Genomic DNA, 17564 nt, shown 5'->3' with positions numbered 1-17564 from the left:
AGATGAGAGCTAGCGCTTGCCTCAAAGCAGGCCTGAAGGCACGCATGGTCCCCGCATCCCTTCCTTCGCGAGTCCTTCGCGAGCGCAAGAAGAGATGCGGTATTGGATGAGGATGCAAGTTGCAACCTAATCGCGACCAAACTCATCTATCAGCGTGTCAATCGATCAGCGCCACGGCGCCAGTCGCTGGTCGAAAACCGTGACGAGGCCGCTTAAATAAACCCGTGGCTGATCTTCGGCGCAGCCGGCGTTTCGTAATCCGCGTACGGGTCGTGCTCGCCGGAGCCACCTTCGGAGAGGCGGAACTTCAGGGCGAGGCCATCGCGCGAGTCGGCGGCACGTAGTGCTTCTTCCTGCTCGATTTCGCCCGACTTCACCATCCGGAACAGGCACTGGTCGAAGGTCTGCATGCCTTCTTCCAGCGACTCTTCCATCGCCTGCTTGACCTCGTGCACCTGGCCGCGGCGCAGCAGGTCGCGAATCATCGGCGTGTTGAGCAGCACTTCGGTCGCCGGGCGGCGGCGTCCATCCACGCCCTTGACCAAGCGCTGCGACACCACTGCGCGCAGGTTCAGCGCCAGATTCATCAGCACGTTCTTGTGCGCGCTTTCCGGGAAGAAATTGAGGATGCGCTCGATGGTCTGGTCGGCATTGTTGGAGTGCAGCGTGGCCAGGCACAGGTGACCTGTTTCGGCGAAGGCGATCGCTGCCTCCATGGTCTCGGCGTCCAGGATCTCGCCGATCAGGATTACGTCCGGCGCCTCGCGCATCGCATTCTTCAGCGCGCTTTGGAACGCATGCGTGTCCAGGCCCACCTCGCGCTGGTTCACGATCGACATCTTGTGCTTGTGCAGATATTCGATCGGGTCCTCGATGGTGAGGATGTGCCCGGTGGTGGTGCTGTTGCGGTGGTCGATCATCGAGGCAAGCGAGGTCGACTTGCCCGAGCCGGTCGAGCCCACCACCAGCACCAGCCCGCGCGGGGTCATGATGACGTCCTTGAGCACCTGCGGCAGGTTGAGCTCCTCGATGCTGGGGATCCGGCTGCGGATGGCGCGGATCACCATGCCCACTTCGCCGCGCTGCTTGAACACGTTCACGCGGAAGCGGCCGGCATCGGACAAGGCGATGGCCATGTTGAGCTCGAGCTCGCGCTCGAACTGCGGCACTTGGCCTTCGTCCATTAATGAGTAAGCGATTTTCTTGACCATCCCCGGCGGCAACCCCGTATTGCCGAGCGGGTAAAGCTTGCCTTCGATCTTGATGTACACCGGCGCGCCGGTGGTCAAGAACATGTCCGAGGCATTCTTTTCGGTCATCAGCTTCAGGAAGTAGCCGATATCCATGCGCAATGGTTCCCCAACAAACAGCAGCGTCTCGTTGCAAGTACGCCGCAGGCTTCCGACAATGGCCGTGCTCGAGACTTCTCGCTACGGCTCCCCTAATGACGGCTAGCTTCGCATACTTGCGGCGATCCCTGTATGGCATCGCCTGTTTCATGGTTCTTTCCTCTCCGGCCGCCGCCCAGGTGGCGCCGGAGCTCACTGCTGCCGAACAGGCCGTGCAACGCGCCACGCAGGCCGATGCCGACCAATACGCACCCGATCTGGTGAATCTGGCACGCCAGGAATTGATGCAGGCTCAGCAGGCTCAACTGGACAAGCGCCAACGCAAGCAGGTACCCCAGATCGCCTTACGCGCAGCGGCCGACGCCGACCTGGCCAAGGCACGCAGCGAAGAGGCGGTGGTCACCGCCCAGCTGGAACAGCGCAAGAAGGAAGTGGCGCAGTTGCAGAACACCCTCAACACCGGGGAAAGTGGCCGATGAAACTGCGCCCACTGCTCTACCTCGGTGTCCTGAGCTTGGCCGCGTTGCCGCCGCTGGCGATGGCGGCCAAGGACGACCCGCAGGCCGACGCGCTCAACCGGCGCTTGGCCGCGCTGCAAAACGACCCGCAGACCAACGATCTGGCCCGCTTCGAACGGTTGCAGGCCCAGCAGAGCGTGGCTGCGCTGGCCGAGGCCAAGCGGCGCGACCGCGACGAGCTGGTGTTTCTGGCCGACCGCCGGGTCGAGATCGCCGAACTCACTGCCCGTACCGCGCTGGCGCGGCGTGAGCTGGACCGCCTGGAAGGCACCCGCAACGACTTGCTGATCGAAGCCAGTCGCCGCGATGCCGCACGTGCGCGCCAGGAGGCCGAACGTCTGCGTGTGCAGGCGCAGATCCAGGCCGAGGCCGCCGAGCAGGCACGCCAGGCCGCCGAACAGGAGGCGCTCGCCCGCCAGGACGCCGAGTTGGCCTTGACCAGCGTGGCCGGCAAGCAGACCGCCAAGCTCAACGCGGCCCAGCAGAAGGCAGTACAGCTGGCGCATGAGGAAGCCGAGCTCGTGGCCGGGGCCAAGTTGCCGGCCGCCACGTTCGACAGCCGCGGCGAAGTGTTTTCGCTGGGCAGTGCTGCCTTCGGAGGCAAGGCCGCGCTGTCTGGCGATGCCGCCGGTCAGGCCAAGGCCTTGGCCGAATATCTGAACATCGGCAAGAAGGGCCGGGTCAATATCGTCGGCTTCGACAACGATGCAGCCACTGCCAAGAAGCGTGCTGAAGCACTCCGCGATGCCTTGGTGGCAGGCGGCGTCGCGGCCTCGCGGCTGCAGGTCACCGGCACCAAGGGCGCGGCCAGCAAGACACGTGCGGCCGAGGTCGTCGTTGCTCCATGATGGCAAGTGATTGGAAGTTAAAGCCTTTTAACCCGGGCATGACGCGTGGTTGAACCGCGGTCACTGGTTGCGCCAAGGAAGGGCAAATGCGGCCGTTTCGGTCTTGAACCCCCACCGCGACCGGCGTAGGGTCGTACCTCCCGGCAGCAACTTCGCCGCCCGGGGAAGTACGGAGGGCCGGGTCAGTGATGCAGAGGCACGCAACGAGACAAGATGGCGGAGTGGTTGTTGGTGGTTCCGCCCGTGTGTCGGCCTGTGCAACGCGTTGGTCTTCCATCCCCAAGCTGCGCCCCGTGCCTTCGCTGGCCGGGGCGTTCTTGTTTTAAGTGAAGGAGGTAACGCCATGTTCGAAGGGCAACCGCAGACCGAAATCGACGCATTGATGAAGTCCGATCCCCAGTTCAAGCAGCTCTACCAACGCCACAAGCTATTGAACAAGAAATGCATGGATGCCGAACTCGGGGTGCTCCCGATCGACGACGTGACCTTGGGCCAGATGAAGCGCGAGAAGTTGCAGGCCAAAGAAAAGCTCACTCGCATGTACGACCAGCTCACCCACTGATCCTTCCCCACCGTTAGAACTAGTTCACCGTCGCGGGCGGTGGCGGCCTCCTCGTCGGCTTGCCACCGTCCGCGTCTTTATTTGTGCCGCTGTGCCTTCGGGCTTGTGGCGCATTCTTGCAGCGGCTGAGCCTGCTCGTTCATAGGTCCGCGCAATCGTTTCAAGGCTGAATGAGCATTCCCCAGCTGTTCGTCGGATAATGACCGGTCTAGCCCGCGTGGCGCAGCGACGATATCCCGATGGCGATTCATTCCTCCGTACTCGAACTGATTGGCAACACGCCGATCGTCAAGGCCCAGCGCCTGGACACCGGCGTCTGCGAGCTGTTCCTCAAGCTGGAGGCGAATAATCCTGGCGGATCGATCAAGGACCGCATCGGTCTGTCGATGATCGAAGCGGCCGAACAGCGCGGCGATCTCAAGCCCGGCGCTACTCTGGTGGAGGGCACTGCCGGCAACACGGGTCTGGGCCTGGCCCTGGTTGCGCAGCAGAAGGGCTACCAGCTGATCCTGGTGGTGCCGGACAAGATGAGCCGCGAGAAGATCTTCAATCTCAAGGCCATGGGCGCCAACGTGGTGTTGACCCGCTCGGACGTGGCCAAGGGCCACCCGGAGTACTACCAGGACCTGGCCGCCAAGATTGCTGCCGAAACGCCGGGGGCCTACTTCATCAACCAGTTCGGCAACCCGGACAACCCGGCCGCGCACGAATTCGGCACCGGCCCGGAGATCCTGGCGCAGATGGATGGCCAACTGGACGCCATCGTGTTCGGCTGCGGCAGCTCCGGCACCATGACCGGCCTGTCGCGCGCCTTCGCCAGTGCCTCGCCGCACACCGAACTGGTGCTGGCCGACCCGGTCGGCTCGATCCTGACCCAGTACATCGAAGAAGGTACGGTCAGCGAAAAGTCCGGCAGCTGGCTGGTCGAAGGCATTGGCGAAGACTTTTTGCCAGATATCTCCGACTTCTCGCGCGTCAGAAAGGCCTATTCCATCAGTGATGCGGAAAGCTTCCACACCGCACGCGAATTGCTGGCCAAAGAGGGCATCCTCGGTGGCTCGTCCACCGGCACCCTGCTGGCTGCGGCGCTGAAGTACTGCCGCGAGCAGACCACGCCCAAGCGCGTGCTGGTGTTCGTCTGCGATACCGGCAACAAGTATCTGTCCAAGATGTACAACGACTACTGGATGCTCGACAACGGCTTCCTGGAGCGCCCGCAACACGGCGATCTGCGCGACCTGATCCTGCGCCCGTACAACAAGCGCGACACCGTGGTGGTGGGCCCGAAGGATCTGCTGACCACCGCCTACCAGCGCATGAAGTTGTACGACGTCTCGCAGTTGCCGGTGATCGACGACGGCGAACTGGTGGGCATCGTGGACGAAAGCGACGTGCTGCTGCATGTGTATGGCGACGAGGCGCGCTTCCGCGACCCGATTTCCACTGCCATGGTCAGCAAGCTGGATCGTCTGGACGTCGCATCGCCGATCGAAGCGCTGCTGCCGGTGTTCGACCGCGGCCAGGTCGCCATCGTCATGGACGGCAATCAGTTCCTTGGCCTGATCACCCGCATCGACCTGCTCAATTACCTGCGCCGCCGCGTGCAGTGACCCCGCACCGCCGCGCGCTCGGATGAGACGCGTGGCACGGGCCATTCAGACCTGCTTGTTACAATCGCCCACTTTTTCGGGAACCTCCATGTCCAATCGCACTACTCATAGCCATGACGGCGCGCGCGCGCTGTCGCTTGCAACGCTGGCGATCCATGGAGGGCAGTCGCCAGATCCGAGCACCGGCGCAGTGATGCCGCCGATCTACGCGACGTCCACCTATGCGCAATCCAGTCCTGGCGAGCACCAGGGCTTCGAATATTCGCGCACCCACAACCCCACACGCTTCGCCTACGAGCGGTGCGTTGCCGCGCTGGAAGGCGGCACGCGTGCATTCGCGTTCGCCTCCGGCATGGCGGCGACTTCCACGGTGATGGAATTGCTGGACGCCGGCAGCCACGTTGTGGCGATGGACGACTTGTACGGCGGCACCTTCCGCCTGTTCGAGCGTGTGCGTCGCCGCACCGCCGGCCTGGATTTCAGCTTTGTCGACCTGACCGACCCGTCCGCGTTTGAGGCTGCGATCCGCCCCGACACCAAGATGGTGTGGATCGAAACCCCGACCAACCCCATGCTCAAGCTGGTCGACATCGCCGCCATTGCCGCAATCGCGCGCAAGCACGGCCTGCTGATCGTGGTCGACAATACCTTTGCCTCGCCGATGCTGCAGCGCCCGCTGGAGCTGGGCGCCGACATCGTCGTGCACTCGGCCACCAAGTACCTCAACGGCCACTCGGACATGGTCGGCGGCATTGCCGTGGTCGGCGACAACGCCGAGCTCGCCGAGCAAATGGCCTTCCTGCAGAACTCCATCGGTGGCGTACAAGGCCCGTTCGACAGCTTCCTCGCCTTGCGCGGTCTCAAGACCCTGCCGCTGCGCATGCGCGCGCACTGCGACAACGCCCTGGCGCTTGCGCAATGGCTGGAAACGCACCCCGCCATTGAAAAAGTAATTTACCCAGGCCTGGCCTCGCACCCGCAGCACGCGCTCGCAAAACGCCAGATGTCCGGCTTCGGCGGCATCGTCTCCATTGTGCTCAAGGGCGGTTTCGACGCAGCCAAGCGTTTCTGCGAAAAGACCGAACTGTTCACCCTCGCCGAATCGCTTGGTGGCGTGGAAAGCCTGGTGAACCATCCTGCCGTCATGACGCACGCCTCCATTCCGGTTGCCCGCCGTGAACAGCTTGGTATCAGCGATGCGCTGGTGCGGCTGAGTGTGGGGATTGAGGATGTGGGGGATTTGCGTACGGATTTGCAGGCTGCTTTGGCGGGAGATGAAGGGTAATGCAGAGCCATGCAAATCTGATTTTCTTGTTTCGTCAATTGCTCGCGCGCGAACTTGCATTAAAGTATAAAACGACGGTTCTCGGCGCGCTTTGGCTGGTTCTTCTCCCAATCCTGATGCTGTGCGTCTACACGCTGGTGTTCAGCGGCATTTTCAAGGCCCGATGGGCTGGTGCGCAGAATTCGGGCGATTTTGCCTTGATGCTCTTCGCGGGGTTGATCCCGTTTTCGTTTCTTTCCGAAGTGCTTATCACGTCGCCGACGCTGGTGGTTGGGCAGCCGAACTTCGTGAAAAAGGTGGTCTTCCCGCTTCCCATGCTCGTAGTTGTCAAGGTGGCGGGTGGCTTGGTCACGGCGGCGATCAGCCTACTTATCCTGTTGATGGCTCAGGCATTTCTTTCCGAGGCGCCGTCTGCAAAGGCGCTGTTGGCGCCTGTCATCCTGCTTGAAATGGTCCCGATGCTGCTTGCGATCGGCTGGATACTGTCAGCGCTCGGCGTCTATCTGCGTGACGTAGGTCAGTTCGTCGGCATTCTGAGCAGCGTTCTGCTTTTCTTGAGCCCGATTTTCTTCCCGCCCAGCGCCATGCCGGCGTCTGTCTCAGGTCTTATTGCGTTCAATCCCTTGGTCACGCCGATCAGTCAGTTGCGTGCAGCAACATTGGGCCATGAAGCGCTGGATTTGGTGTCGCTTGGAAATCATTTCGTAATTTCCATCATCGCTGCGCTGCTGGCGTACGCGCTTTTCAAGCGTCTATCACGAGGTTTTGCGGACGTCCTATGACTAGCACTGCGCTTCCCCAAATTCCAGACAACAAGCTTGCGCTTGAAATGCGAGGAGTTACCAAGGACTACCCAGTCTATGGGCATCCTCTCAAGCGTCTATTCTCGTTGTTGCGCCCATCGAGTGATCGTGCATCCCACAACTTTCGTGCGCTGGAGGATGTGACCCTCCTTGTACCAAGGGGCGAAACCGTCGGCATCATCGGGCGGAACGGTGCCGGAAAATCGACCCTTCTACAGATCCTGTGCGGCACGCTTTCGCCGACCAAGGGCACCGTCCGCATACGGGGGCGTTTTGCGGCACTGCTGGAGTTGGGGGCCGGCTTCAACCCTGACTTCAGCGGCCGTGAGAACGTCTATCTCAGCGCGTCTCTGCTTGGCCTGACCCATGCGGAAGTCGATCAAAGCCTGGACAAGATCATTGAGTTCGCCGATATCGGTGAATTCATCGACCGCCCGGTCAAAACCTATTCCAGCGGCATGTACGTGCGGCTGGCTTTTTCCGTCGCCATTCACACAGAGCCTGACGTGCTGATCATTGACGAGGCACTGTCTGTGGGTGATATCCGCTTTCAGATGAAGTGTCTGGCGCGAATCGAGCAGATCCGCGCGCGTGGAGCCACCGTCCTGTTTGTCTCGCATTCGCTGGAGCAGGTGAAGCGGTTCTGCCAAACCGCAATCTGGCTCGAGCAGGGGCACGTGAAATTGCATGGCGAGGCGAGTTTTGTCGCGGACCGGTTTCGGGACTACGAACTGGGGCGACTGGCGCCCCCGTCAGGCGAAGCGAATCCCGTTGCGGAAAAGGCTCCTGCAAAACGAGATTCGGTTCCCGCTCACATCGAGCGTACAACGATGTCTACCGACATGTTGGCGCCCTTTGAACCTTTGACAGTCGAGATCGAATACGCGGTCAATGACGACATGATCGAGGGCTTGCTCTTGGGCGTTGCAATAAAAGGCCTGGATGGTCAGCACATCTTTGGCCCGAATACGCATCTTGAGCAGATCGATATTCCTGCTAGCCGTGGAACTCACGGTATTACGTACCACATTCCTTCCATGCCGTTGTTGACAGGCACATATCGCATCGATGTCGGTCTTTTTACTGACAAGGGCCTGGTGTGCTTGGATTACCTGTCTTCGGTAAATGAGTTCACCGTCGCTGCGCCGTACTTCAGCGAGGGGCTGGTCTATATTTCTCATGAGTGGCGTGTCCATGGGCGTTGATCTCCAAGCCATCGCGTTTGATCATTACCAGCGCTACGGCGCGGCTTCTGCGATATTGAGCACGCTGGGCTGCGGCGATTGCCGGATACTCGAAGTCGGTGCGAACAGGCAGCGGTTGCTGGGTGAATTTCTGCCGAAGTCAAGCCTGCTGTATACCGACATACGTGTGGAAGGGGATGAGCAGGATTTCGTCGTAGCCGACGCCACTGCGCTGCCTTTCCAATCAGGCGAATATGGCGCCGTTGTGTCACTTGATGTGCTTGAACATATCCCTCGCGAACTCCGTGCAGCGGCCGTGTCGGAAATGGGGCGCGTCGCCGGGGATGCCTTGGTCATTGGCTGTCCTACGGATGAAGAGTGGGTGGTTCAGGCCGACGCGGCCGCCAATGATCGTTGGAAAGAGCTTTTTGGCCACGACTACGAGTGGCTGCAGGAGCATCGTGATTACGGGCTCGTGAATGCCGCAGAAGTGGTTTCCATCCTGGAAAGTCAGGGATTGCACGTAGTCGTGCTGACGCAGGGATGCGCGACGTTGTGGGAAAGCCTAATGGGCGTTCACTTCATGAAGGTGAAGTTTCCCGAACTAGAAGGCCTTTCAACAGCTGCAGACAGGCTCTACAACACGCGGGTGTTCGCTGGCGATTGCGTTGGACCATGTTACCGAACCTATTTCGTCGGGCTTCGCAATGCGGAAAAGGCCCAGGAACTGCGCGATTGGTGGGTCTCCCGTGGCGCCTCGGATGATCAAGCCGTAGGTTTGCTGGAACAGTTGGCGTCTGGCCTGAGAGAGCTCGCGCTCCGCACGCTCAATTCAGAACTGGAATGGGCCGCTACCGCCGACGTTGCCAAGAGCCATGCGAAGGATCTGGAGGTGGCGACACGGGAGTGGAGCGCGACGATCCAGCGGCTGGAGACCGCAGAAGCAGATGTTGCGAAAGTCATTTCGGAATGGAAGTCCACAGCCGAAGCTAATGCGGGGTTACAGGCCCAGATCAAAGAAATCAAGCACGAATGGGAGCAGACGGTCGCCCTATTCAAGCGCGCGCAGCAAGACGCTTTGAATGCATCCGAAGGGTGGAGGCAGACAATAGATGCCTGTCGCCAAAAGGACGAGGACTTGCGGGTCGCTGTGGGGGAATGGCAGTCGACCGCCGAGCTGCTGAGATTGTCGGAACAGAAGGCAGCGGAGGCCGAACAGGGCCGGATGGCATTAGCGCATCAGTTGGAACAAAGAGAGCAAGAACTTTCTGTCGCCGAGGCGAGCGACGAAACTTCTCAGGCGCAGCGCAATCACGCCCTTGCGCCGGAGTCGCTCGAAGAGCTGCGCCGGGAATTGATGGAAACGAAAGAGGCGCTCAGTGCTTCTGTGGATGCCGTTCGTAGCAGAGACGAAGAGATCGGGGGGGCATTGCTTGCGCGCGATACTTCCGAATCCCTCCGAGAGGCCGTCGAAACCGAGATGTGCGATCTGCATGCACGTCTGGAAGCCAAGCTGATGGCAGCGGTTTTGGCACAGCAGGAACAATCTCGCCAGCACGCGGCAGCGATAAAGAGCTTCAAGTTGAAGGCGATAGGATACGGCGTGACCGCCTTGTGTGTGGCAATGACCGCGGCGTTTATGCTTGGCCGCTTATTGGCCAATTGAAGCGCCAAATTGATTTGATGTATTGGAGATGGGGGGTTTCATGGTAGTTCGGCAAATTCGCGCCCTGCTTAGCGCGCTGCTCTGGGCGTGGCGTCGTGCTCGTCTGCAGGGGATATCCTCTTTTCAACTCGTGCGCGCCTGTCTTCGTGAGGGCGCAAAGGGGCCCCGGCACTTCGCGAGGCGGATGGCGGCATATGCTTCTGGCGGATCGGCCCCCGCACCACAGGTGTCTTTGGATGCCTACGAAAGTTGGCACGCCGCATTGCCGCAGCTGGAAGTTTCCGCTGACAGCGGGATGATCAGCGTCATCATCCCTGTCTGCAATACGCCCGAGCTATTCCTCAGGGAAGCGATCGAGAGCGTGCGCACGCAAACCTACCAGAACTGGGAAATTTGCATCCATGACGACGCGTCCAACGAGCCCCACGTGGGCCGTATACTGGCCGAGTTCAAGAAGCACATCCCCAACCTGTGGGTCACTCGGTCGGAAACGCGCTCGGGCATCGCGGCCACCACCAATGCAGCACTTGCGTCAGCCCGCGGAAGGTGGGTGACGTTCCTCGATCACGACGACGTGCTCGACTGCAATGCGTTGGCGGCGGTAGTGGATTGCCATATCAAGACAGGAAGCGCGGTCGTCTATACCGACCACGACATGTTGGGTGAGGATGGCCGGTTGCGTAATCCGTACTTCAAGCCGGATTGGAACTACGACTTGTTCCTGGCGCAGATGTACCTGGGACACCTGGTCAGTTTCGAACACGATCTCATCAAGCGAGTAGGCTTGACGCGTAGCGAGTGCGACGGTTCGCAGGACTATGATTTGGTGCTGCGTTGCGTGGCGGAAGGAGCCAAGGTTGGGCATGTTCCGCGCGTGCTGTATCACTGGCGCATGCACGCAGGCTCCACCGCCGCGAACGCCGATTCAAAGCCATATGCGCATGATTCGGGCAAGCGTGCGATTCAGTACCATGTGGATGCGGTCTATCCCGGCGCCCAGGTGGAGGACGGTCCGCACTTGTTCTGTTATGACGTGCGCTACCCCTACGCACAGCATGCGCCGAAGGCGAGCATCATCATCCCGACTCGGGACGGGCTCGATCTGTTGCGGCCATGCATCGAGTCGATCCAGGGAAGAACCGATTACGCGAATTTCGAAATAATCGTTGTCGATAACGGGTCTAAGGACCCTGCCACGCTCGAATGGCTTGATGCGATGTCCAACGAGCCGTGGTTTCGCGTGCTGCAGGCGGATGTGCCGTTCAACTGGTCTGCGCTCAATAACCTTGCCGCGGCGAGCGCCGAGGGCGAAGTGCTCGTATTCCTGAACAATGACACCGAAGTCGCTTCAGCGGATTGGCTGCAACGTTTGGTGGAAAACGCGCTCAGGCCGGATGTCGGCGCATGTGGCGCATTGCTCCTGTATGCAGATGGCAGCATCCAGCATGCGGGCGTGGTTGTCGGCATGGGGGGCTGGGCCGATCACGTGTTCAAGGGGCAGCAGCCGATCCACCACCAGCACCTGTTTGTATCGCCGATTCTGCGCCGCGAAGTACTGGCGGTGACAGGGGCGTGTGTCGCCATCTCGCGCGCTAACTTCGATGCCATTGGCGGATTCGACGAGTCATTCGTCGTCTGCGGTAGCGACGTGGAACTGTGCCTTCGTGCCATAGCGAATGGCAAGCGCACCGTGTATGTGCCGGAGGCGATCCTTATCCACCACGAATCCAAGACGCGAGATCCGCGCGTAATTCCAGAGAGTGATTTCGTGCGATCGGCGCAGGCCTATTCGCCTTATCGTGAATCCGGAGATCCGTTCTACAGCCCGAACCTGGATTACATGTCGCCGTCGCCGGCCTTGCGAGGAGCGCAGGCAGATGCTTGATCGTTTGCTACGGCGCGCCGCACGTGGGTTGAGGACAGCAGTTGTCGCATCCGACCCAGTGCGCACGAGCGTCGGAGAGATCACGCCTTGTGAACCCAGGGCGGAGGAGCGGCATGATCGCAGGCTTAATTTGATACTGCCTTCCATCAACAAGCAGCATTACTTCGGTGGCATTCACACCGCGGTCCTCATCTATCGTGAACTCTGCCGCTACTTCGATGAGTCGCGGATCATCCTTGTCGACTCGGCACCCGACGATGAGGCGCTGGCGAGGTTTGGGGATCACCAACTCGTCAACTGCGGGGAGGAAAGCGAGGCGCCGCGTCAGATCGTTGCATTCAATGATAGGTATGGGCAGACGTTGCCGGTCGCTGCGGGTGATCATTGGTTGGCGACCGCGTGGTGGACGGCTTATTCGGCTCAACGTCTTGCGACCTGGCAATCGGCGATGCAGGCAAGTGACCGACCTGTGATGTACCTGATCCAGGACTATGAGCCGGGATTCTATGCATGGTCCAGCCAGTCGGCACTCGCGATGAGTACGTACCGCAAAGATCGCGATATCGCAATTTTCAATACGTCGCTTCTGCGGGACTATTTCGCGTGCCAAGGATTCGACTATCAGCGGGCGGTGACGTTCGAACCGGTGCTTCATGATGGACTGAAAGCGGCGCTGGAGCGTGTGCGTTCAACGCAGCAGACGCCACGCCAGCGCGTGATCCTCACGTACGCGCGTCCGGGTACGCCTCGTAATGCGTTTGAGCTCCTGTGCGAGGGCTTGAGGAAGTGGGGTTGGGCAGACTCACGCTGTGCCGACTGGCGTGTTCTCGCGGTCGGCGAGCTGGATTCAGACGTCGATCTCGGGCCGTTCGTCCTGCAGGCGCTGGGCAAACTTTCGATCGATCAGTATGCCGAGCTGCTTTCTACGTCGTCGCTCGGAATCTCATTGATGGTTTCCCCCCATCCCAGCTATCCGCCGTTGGAGATGGATGCATTCGGTATGTCGGTGATTACCAATCGGTTCGCCAACAAGGATTTGTCATCAAGCCATGCAAACATCGTGTCGTTGGAGACGATGACACCTGAGGCTATTGCTGCCGAGCTGAGTCGACAGATCGATGTCTGCGAATCGAGGCAGATGCTTTCGGGGCGATTGGCGGCCTTGGACAATGCCTATGTGTGCCAAGGGCGCGATGCATTCTCCGGGATGGTGGATGAGGCGGCGATACTGTGGGGTGCAAACCAGGTTGACCGGGTGTAGGCGTTGTCGTTAAGGGTTGAGTGGTTTGTTACGATACAGGGGCGCAGTGATGAAGTTTTTTAAGATGTTGCACAGTGAGTGCGGGTCGTCGGAAAGCGACGCCGCCGCAGTTGCCGCAGTCAGCTCCCTGCATGAGCATGGCTATGCGCATTTGCCAGGGGTCTTGTCTGACAAAGAATGCGATGCCATTTGTGACGACTTCACGCGCTACGTGGCGAAACACCGCCAGGAGGCGGATAAGCATGTCATGGGGACAGGGCGTCATTCGCGCCTGACCAACATGCACCTCGTGAGCGACAGGGCGCGTGCTGCCATTGCGAAGCCTGTGGTGATGAAAACCCTTGATGCGTTCTTTGGCGACCGAGCGTTTGTTGCGACCTCTCTTTTCTTCGAACAGTCGAGCGAACAGACACTCCACCGCGATACGCCATTTTTCCATACGCGTCCTCACAACATTTTTGCTGGCATCTGGTTTGCGCTAGAGGATGTGCACGCCGAAGCAGGGCCGCTCCAATACTATCCCGGTGGCCATCTGATCGAGATCGAATCCATTCAGGCCACTGGTGCCGATCAATTGGGCGAGGCGTTCAACCACTACATTGGACGCGTGGCTGAGGAAGTGCACAAGCGAGGCATCAAGCCGGAAATTGCGCTGATCAAGAAGGGCGATTGCTTCATTTGGCATCCCGAGCTTCCTCACGGGGGAACCCCCATTCTTTCGGCTGGTATGACCCGTAAGAGCATGGTGTTCCACTGTGCGCCCGAACGGGAGACCATGTATGGCATCGAAGAGTTTTTTGGCGTACGTCTTTTCGCGTCGAAGGACATCCGTAAGGTGCCGATGACCCGTGGTCGACTCATGCTCCAGCTTGAGCGCCCGATGTTCGCACCAAATAGCTAGCGCCACTACGTCAGTGGTAGTGGCTCAGCTGGCTGGAGGCAGTGAGTTACACCAGTTGCTCCCTGGCAGCTGCACATGATCGCCTTGGTGAGCGCCGCGATCCCAATGTCGCAGTTTCCCCGGCCCCGGGCTACTGCGAGATCCAGGCGACACCGTCGCGATGTTGGAGCATAAAGTTTGGAGAAGCCCCTGGCCGACCTATGGAACGAGCGGGCCATGGCAATGATGCTGTGCCCGCCCAGGTCCAACTTCTAAAATCTTATGGGCTTTTGGGAGCGACTGTGGTTGCGCAAAACCCCGGTATTACGATCTTGTAAACGGATGATTGCGCGCGTCCCATCAGGTAGGCCTTGAAGGGAGCGCCGAAGGGAGCGCCTCGACTATCCTGTTTGGGCTCGGCCAGCAGGCCTCGACCCACGATGGTGTTGTTTGCGTCCACCAGCAATACGGTGGATATCTTCCGAGGCAGGATGGAATTCATCAGTCCGCCCTTCAAGGGGATCCAATCGTTCGTCGACGCATCCACAGCCTCGCTTTCCAGCCCCGCCAAGCTACAGGTCTGCAGCGGTAACGTGGGATAGCTGCCGCCTAAGGTGAGTTTCGCATCGTAAATCCCGGGCTTCGCGAATATGCCGATACCCATGTTCGCTGCAGGCTCGGCGATTTTCTGTGCCCAAGCTGCGTCGGGGAAAATCCACCCGATCTGCTTTTCATCCTTGACTCCCAATTCGAGCGCCAGGGCGGCGAAGCGCCACTCGAAGTCCAGATAGGGTTGCGGACGCGTCGCTGTCAACTGCGAAGGCAGGAAAGCGAGCGCCATCAGCGCCAGGCCGATCTGATAAGGCATGGTCAGCGCGCGATCGCGAAAGAAGTTTCGTGATGCCAAGATCAGGACGCAACCAAGCACCAATAGGCCAGGTGTCGTGTAGCGACTCGCCACGGCGGCATCGAGGCCAAATAGCGCTCGGCTACCCGCCGTCGCAAATGCGGAGGCGACGAGGTATCCAAGGAAAAGGGTGACGACAAGATCGACATCAACCGTGTCATGGCGCTTGAATATCGTGCGCCAGGACAGGATCGCTCCTGCGGTCAATAGCACAACACCGGCGAGGATGGCCCAGCCGAGATGGAGCGAGCCACTCGCGTCCAAGTGGGCGAATGGGCTGCCGATGTACGCGAAGAAGAACTTGATGACTTCGAGCGGCTCAGTCCGAAGCGATGTGAGGATCGAGCCATGTCCGGCGGGCGCCGTGTAATGGTGGAAGTACAATGCCGGAACGGCAATCGCCACGGCCCAGGCCAGCAGATTGCGACGCCAGCTTTGGCGCCCCAGCAGGCAGGCGGCAGCGACGACGCCCCCCGCCAATACACCATTTGCCATGCTGACGGCGGCCATTGCGGCCACGGTCAGGGCTCCCAGGAACACGATGGCATTTCCGCGAATGCGCGTGCGGCATGAGGCATGCAGCAACACCAGGGCGAGCAGGGGCAGTAGATTCGCGAGGAAGAACTGACTCTGGAATGCCCATGTCAGATTGTTGCTTTGGGTCCACAGCAGTGCACAGCACAAGATGAAGGCTGCGATCATGCGCCCATCCCGTCTCCGACTTGCGTCGCGTTGCAGGGCGCACCAAGCGAGTAGCCCAAAGGTCGAGCACGCAAGCAGGTAGTTGATAACAACCAGTACGGCGCCATTGCTATCGAAATAGCGATAGTCGAGGAAGAAAAGGATTCTTGACAGCACGATGCGATGTTCGTTGTGCTGCGCCCACCACTGCGAGACATCGGTCATCTGACGGACATAAAATCCCAGTCCGCCATCCCACATGTCCCAGAACGGGACGGGGCTGAACGTGAGAATTCCACCCACTACGGCCAATAGCGCATAAAGAGCGGCCAATGCGGCGATCGCCGCAAGCGCGGGCTGCGACACCATCAATGTGAACGCAGCCAGCGTCCTGTCGCGCAGCCGTGATGGCGCGCCCTGTTGAGCTGCCTGATTCATCGATGCCCCCGAAAAGTGAAATGCTTGTGGCCCAGATAGCTGATTGCAACCGGGGCAATGACGCCTATCGCATGAGCAACGGCCTGAGGATAAAAGTTCATCTGCATTTTCGGAAAGATAATCTTGGCGAAAAGCAAACTGATTAGCAGCGTCTGCAGTGCTGCAGCCACGTTGATGAGGATGAACCAAGCTGCCTGCTGGTGGATGTGGTTGCTGGATTCCTTGAATACGAAAAGTCGGTTCAGCAAAAAGGCAGTCAGCATGCCGATGCAGTAGGCAATGATGATGGCCTGCGCATACGGCATAAACTCGTTCAGCAGGATTCTCGATCCAAAATTGACGAGCGCCGCAAGACCGCCCGCCACCAGGAACTTGAAGAACTTCTGATCGATCACAGATCAGCCACCAGCTTGGCTCCGACAGCGATGCTCTCGTTGATCGAGCGATCCTCCGGGTAGTAATACGCCGTATCCGCCATGTAGAAGCCTTGCAGCGGCGTCTTCATCGGCGGCAGCATGTCCTGGAAGCCCGGCGGGCAGATGGTCTGCGCATACTCGTAGCGATGGCAGTGAGTGGCGCGAATCCACTCCGGCTTGAAGTCCGGGTTAATCATCTGAAGGTAGCTGACGACTTCGTCGATCAGTTGCTGATTGCTCCACTGCCACTTCGGATGAGTCTTGGGCATGTAATAGGGCGCGTACACGATATGTTCGCCCGGGCCTTTGCCGGGATTGAGGTTGCTGTACTCGATCAGGCCGGGAATGGCGATGCAGTCGTCGCTGATGTTTATCCAGAAGTTCTCGCTGACCGGCTTGGACAGCTTCAGGATCACGCAGGCGACCGGGATGTTCTCGATCGCGGCGACCTGGTCGGCGAAGGTCTTGGGCAGGCCGGGGACCATGCCAGGTACGTACTGGATCGGTGCCGTCGACACCACGCCGTCGTAGGCATGATGGCCATCGCGGGTGCGGATGCCGGCGACCTTGCCGTCGACCGAGGCGACTTCCTCGATGGGCTGCGACAGCAGGATGCGTCCGCCCAGGCGCGTGACTTCCGCGGCCATGCGTTGCAGCAGCACGGCCGAACCGCCCTCCAGATAGCCCATGCTTTCGTTGAACAGGTTGCGCCGCGACAGGGCCACGCGCTTGATGCGGGTGCCGATCCACGAGGCGGACAGGTCGTTCTGGTACTCGAAGAACTTCAGCGCGAAGGCCTTCTCCCACATCACCTTGTAAGCCTGGGGGCCGATCCAGCGGGTGATCCAGTCACGAGCATTTTCCTTGTCCAGCGCAGTCCAGTCGCTGATGCCCTTGGTGTGCATGACGTGCAAAGCGTAGCGGATCTTGTCGACCAGCCCCAGGTGCGGGAAGCCGAGCAGCGCGAACGGCGTTCCCCACTTGTGCAGCTTGCCCTGGTAGTAGTACCCCATCTTGGTGTCCGTCCAGTGCAGGCGGTCGGACAGCTGCAGGTCCTCGAGCAGCTTGAACAGCGGGAAATCGGTCTTGCAGATGAAGTGGTAGTAACGCTCGATGCGCAGGCCGTCGAAATCGAAGTCCGCAGACATGCCGCCGATGCGGTCGTCGCGTTCGTAGACGTCGACCTGGTGGCCCTTTTTCAACAGTTCCATGGCAGCCATCAGGCCCATGGGGCCGCTGCCGACGATCGCGAATCTACTCATGGTTCTAGT

Annotated in this window: 15 protein-coding genes; 11 read left to right on the top strand and 4 right to left on the bottom strand. The window is 59.9% G+C overall.

Features of this window, described 5'->3' with window-relative positions; all coding sequences use genetic code 11:
- Nucleotides 1-212: 212 nt before the first annotated feature.
- Complete coding sequence (locus tag KWO_RS20075) at nt 213-1346, bottom strand: PilT/PilU family type 4a pilus ATPase (RefSeq protein WP_010377742.1); 1134 nt, start codon at nt 1344-1346, stop codon at nt 213-215.
- A 98-nt stretch (nt 1347-1444) separates the two neighbouring features.
- On the opposite strand from KWO_RS20075, the gene KWO_RS20070 reads away from it, so the two are divergent.
- From KWO_RS20070 to KWO_RS20020, 11 genes are all read left to right on the top strand, one after another.
- Entirely contained in the window at nt 1445-1828 is a 384-nt protein-coding gene (locus KWO_RS20070) for a DUF4398 domain-containing protein (protein WP_010371890.1), read from the top strand.
- Nucleotides 1825-2715: a membrane protein gene (locus tag KWO_RS20065; RefSeq protein ID WP_010371886.1), complete on the top strand. Its 891-nt coding sequence runs from the start codon at nt 1825-1827 to the stop codon at nt 2713-2715. The genes KWO_RS20070 and KWO_RS20065 overlap by 4 nt, the downstream gene beginning before the upstream one ends.
- Nucleotides 2716-3058: 343 nt before the next feature.
- Entirely contained in the window at nt 3059-3277 is a 219-nt protein-coding gene (locus KWO_RS20060; protein ID WP_003484103.1) for an HP1242/YdcH family protein, read from the top strand.
- Nucleotides 3278-3516: 239 nt separating this feature from the next.
- Nucleotides 3517-4887, top strand: coding sequence for a pyridoxal-phosphate dependent enzyme (locus tag KWO_RS20055; protein ID WP_010371860.1), 1371 nt, complete (start codon nt 3517-3519; stop codon nt 4885-4887).
- A gap of 88 nt (nt 4888-4975) precedes the next feature.
- A complete protein-coding gene (locus tag KWO_RS20050) occupies nt 4976-6172 on the top strand; it encodes a cystathionine gamma-synthase (protein ID WP_010377745.1) in 1197 nt (398 codons plus the stop codon).
- On the top strand, nt 6172-6954 hold the full coding sequence (locus KWO_RS20045) for an ABC transporter permease (RefSeq protein WP_010377747.1): 783 nt from the start codon (nt 6172-6174) through the stop codon (nt 6952-6954). Before KWO_RS20050 ends, KWO_RS20045 begins: the two co-directional genes overlap by 1 nt.
- Entirely contained in the window at nt 6951-8180 is a 1230-nt protein-coding gene (locus KWO_RS20040; RefSeq protein ID WP_010377749.1) for an ATP-binding cassette domain-containing protein, read from the top strand. The genes KWO_RS20045 and KWO_RS20040 overlap by 4 nt, the downstream gene beginning before the upstream one ends.
- Nucleotides 8170-9825, top strand: coding sequence for a class I SAM-dependent methyltransferase (locus KWO_RS20035; protein WP_010377751.1), 1656 nt, complete (start codon nt 8170-8172; stop codon nt 9823-9825). Before KWO_RS20040 ends, KWO_RS20035 begins: the two co-directional genes overlap by 11 nt.
- Before the next feature lie 232 nt (nt 9826-10057).
- A complete protein-coding gene (locus KWO_RS20030) occupies nt 10058-11710 on the top strand; it encodes a glycosyltransferase family 2 protein (RefSeq protein ID WP_017112312.1) in 1653 nt (550 codons plus the stop codon).
- A gap of 58 nt (nt 11711-11768) precedes the next feature.
- The gene (locus tag KWO_RS20025; RefSeq protein WP_017112313.1) at nt 11769-12971 is read left to right on the top strand and encodes a rhamnosyltransferase WsaF family glycosyltransferase; all 1203 of its coding nucleotides are present in this window, start codon (nt 11769-11771) and stop codon (nt 12969-12971) included.
- A gap of 49 nt (nt 12972-13020) precedes the next feature.
- On the top strand, nt 13021-13872 hold the full coding sequence (locus tag KWO_RS20020) for a phytanoyl-CoA dioxygenase family protein (RefSeq protein WP_010377758.1): 852 nt from the start codon (nt 13021-13023) through the stop codon (nt 13870-13872).
- Nucleotides 13873-14131: 259 nt separating this feature from the next.
- Here KWO_RS20020 and KWO_RS20015 read toward each other — a convergent pair whose 3' ends face one another.
- The 3 genes from KWO_RS20015 to KWO_RS20005 form a co-directional block, all read right to left on the bottom strand.
- On the bottom strand, nt 14132-15808 hold the full coding sequence (locus tag KWO_RS20015) for a hypothetical protein (protein WP_026113132.1): 1677 nt from the start codon (nt 15806-15808) through the stop codon (nt 14132-14134).
- A 65-nt stretch (nt 15809-15873) separates the two neighbouring features.
- A complete protein-coding gene (locus tag KWO_RS20010; protein ID WP_010377761.1) occupies nt 15874-16272 on the bottom strand; it encodes a GtrA family protein in 399 nt (132 codons plus the stop codon).
- Nucleotides 16269-17555 (bottom strand): NAD(P)/FAD-dependent oxidoreductase, encoded by a 1287-nt coding sequence (locus KWO_RS20005; protein WP_010377764.1) that lies wholly within the window; start codon nt 17553-17555, stop codon nt 16269-16271. Before KWO_RS20005 ends, KWO_RS20010 begins: the two co-directional genes overlap by 4 nt.
- Nucleotides 17556-17564 lie beyond the last annotated feature (9 nt).

It is taken from the genome of Xanthomonas vasicola pv. musacearum NCPPB 4379 (assembly GCF_000277895.2).
GTDB lineage: Bacteria > Pseudomonadota > Gammaproteobacteria > Xanthomonadales > Xanthomonadaceae > Xanthomonas > Xanthomonas vasicola.
The sequence above is the reverse complement of the archived record's forward strand: the minus strand, read 5'-3'. Positions and strand labels throughout refer to the sequence as shown.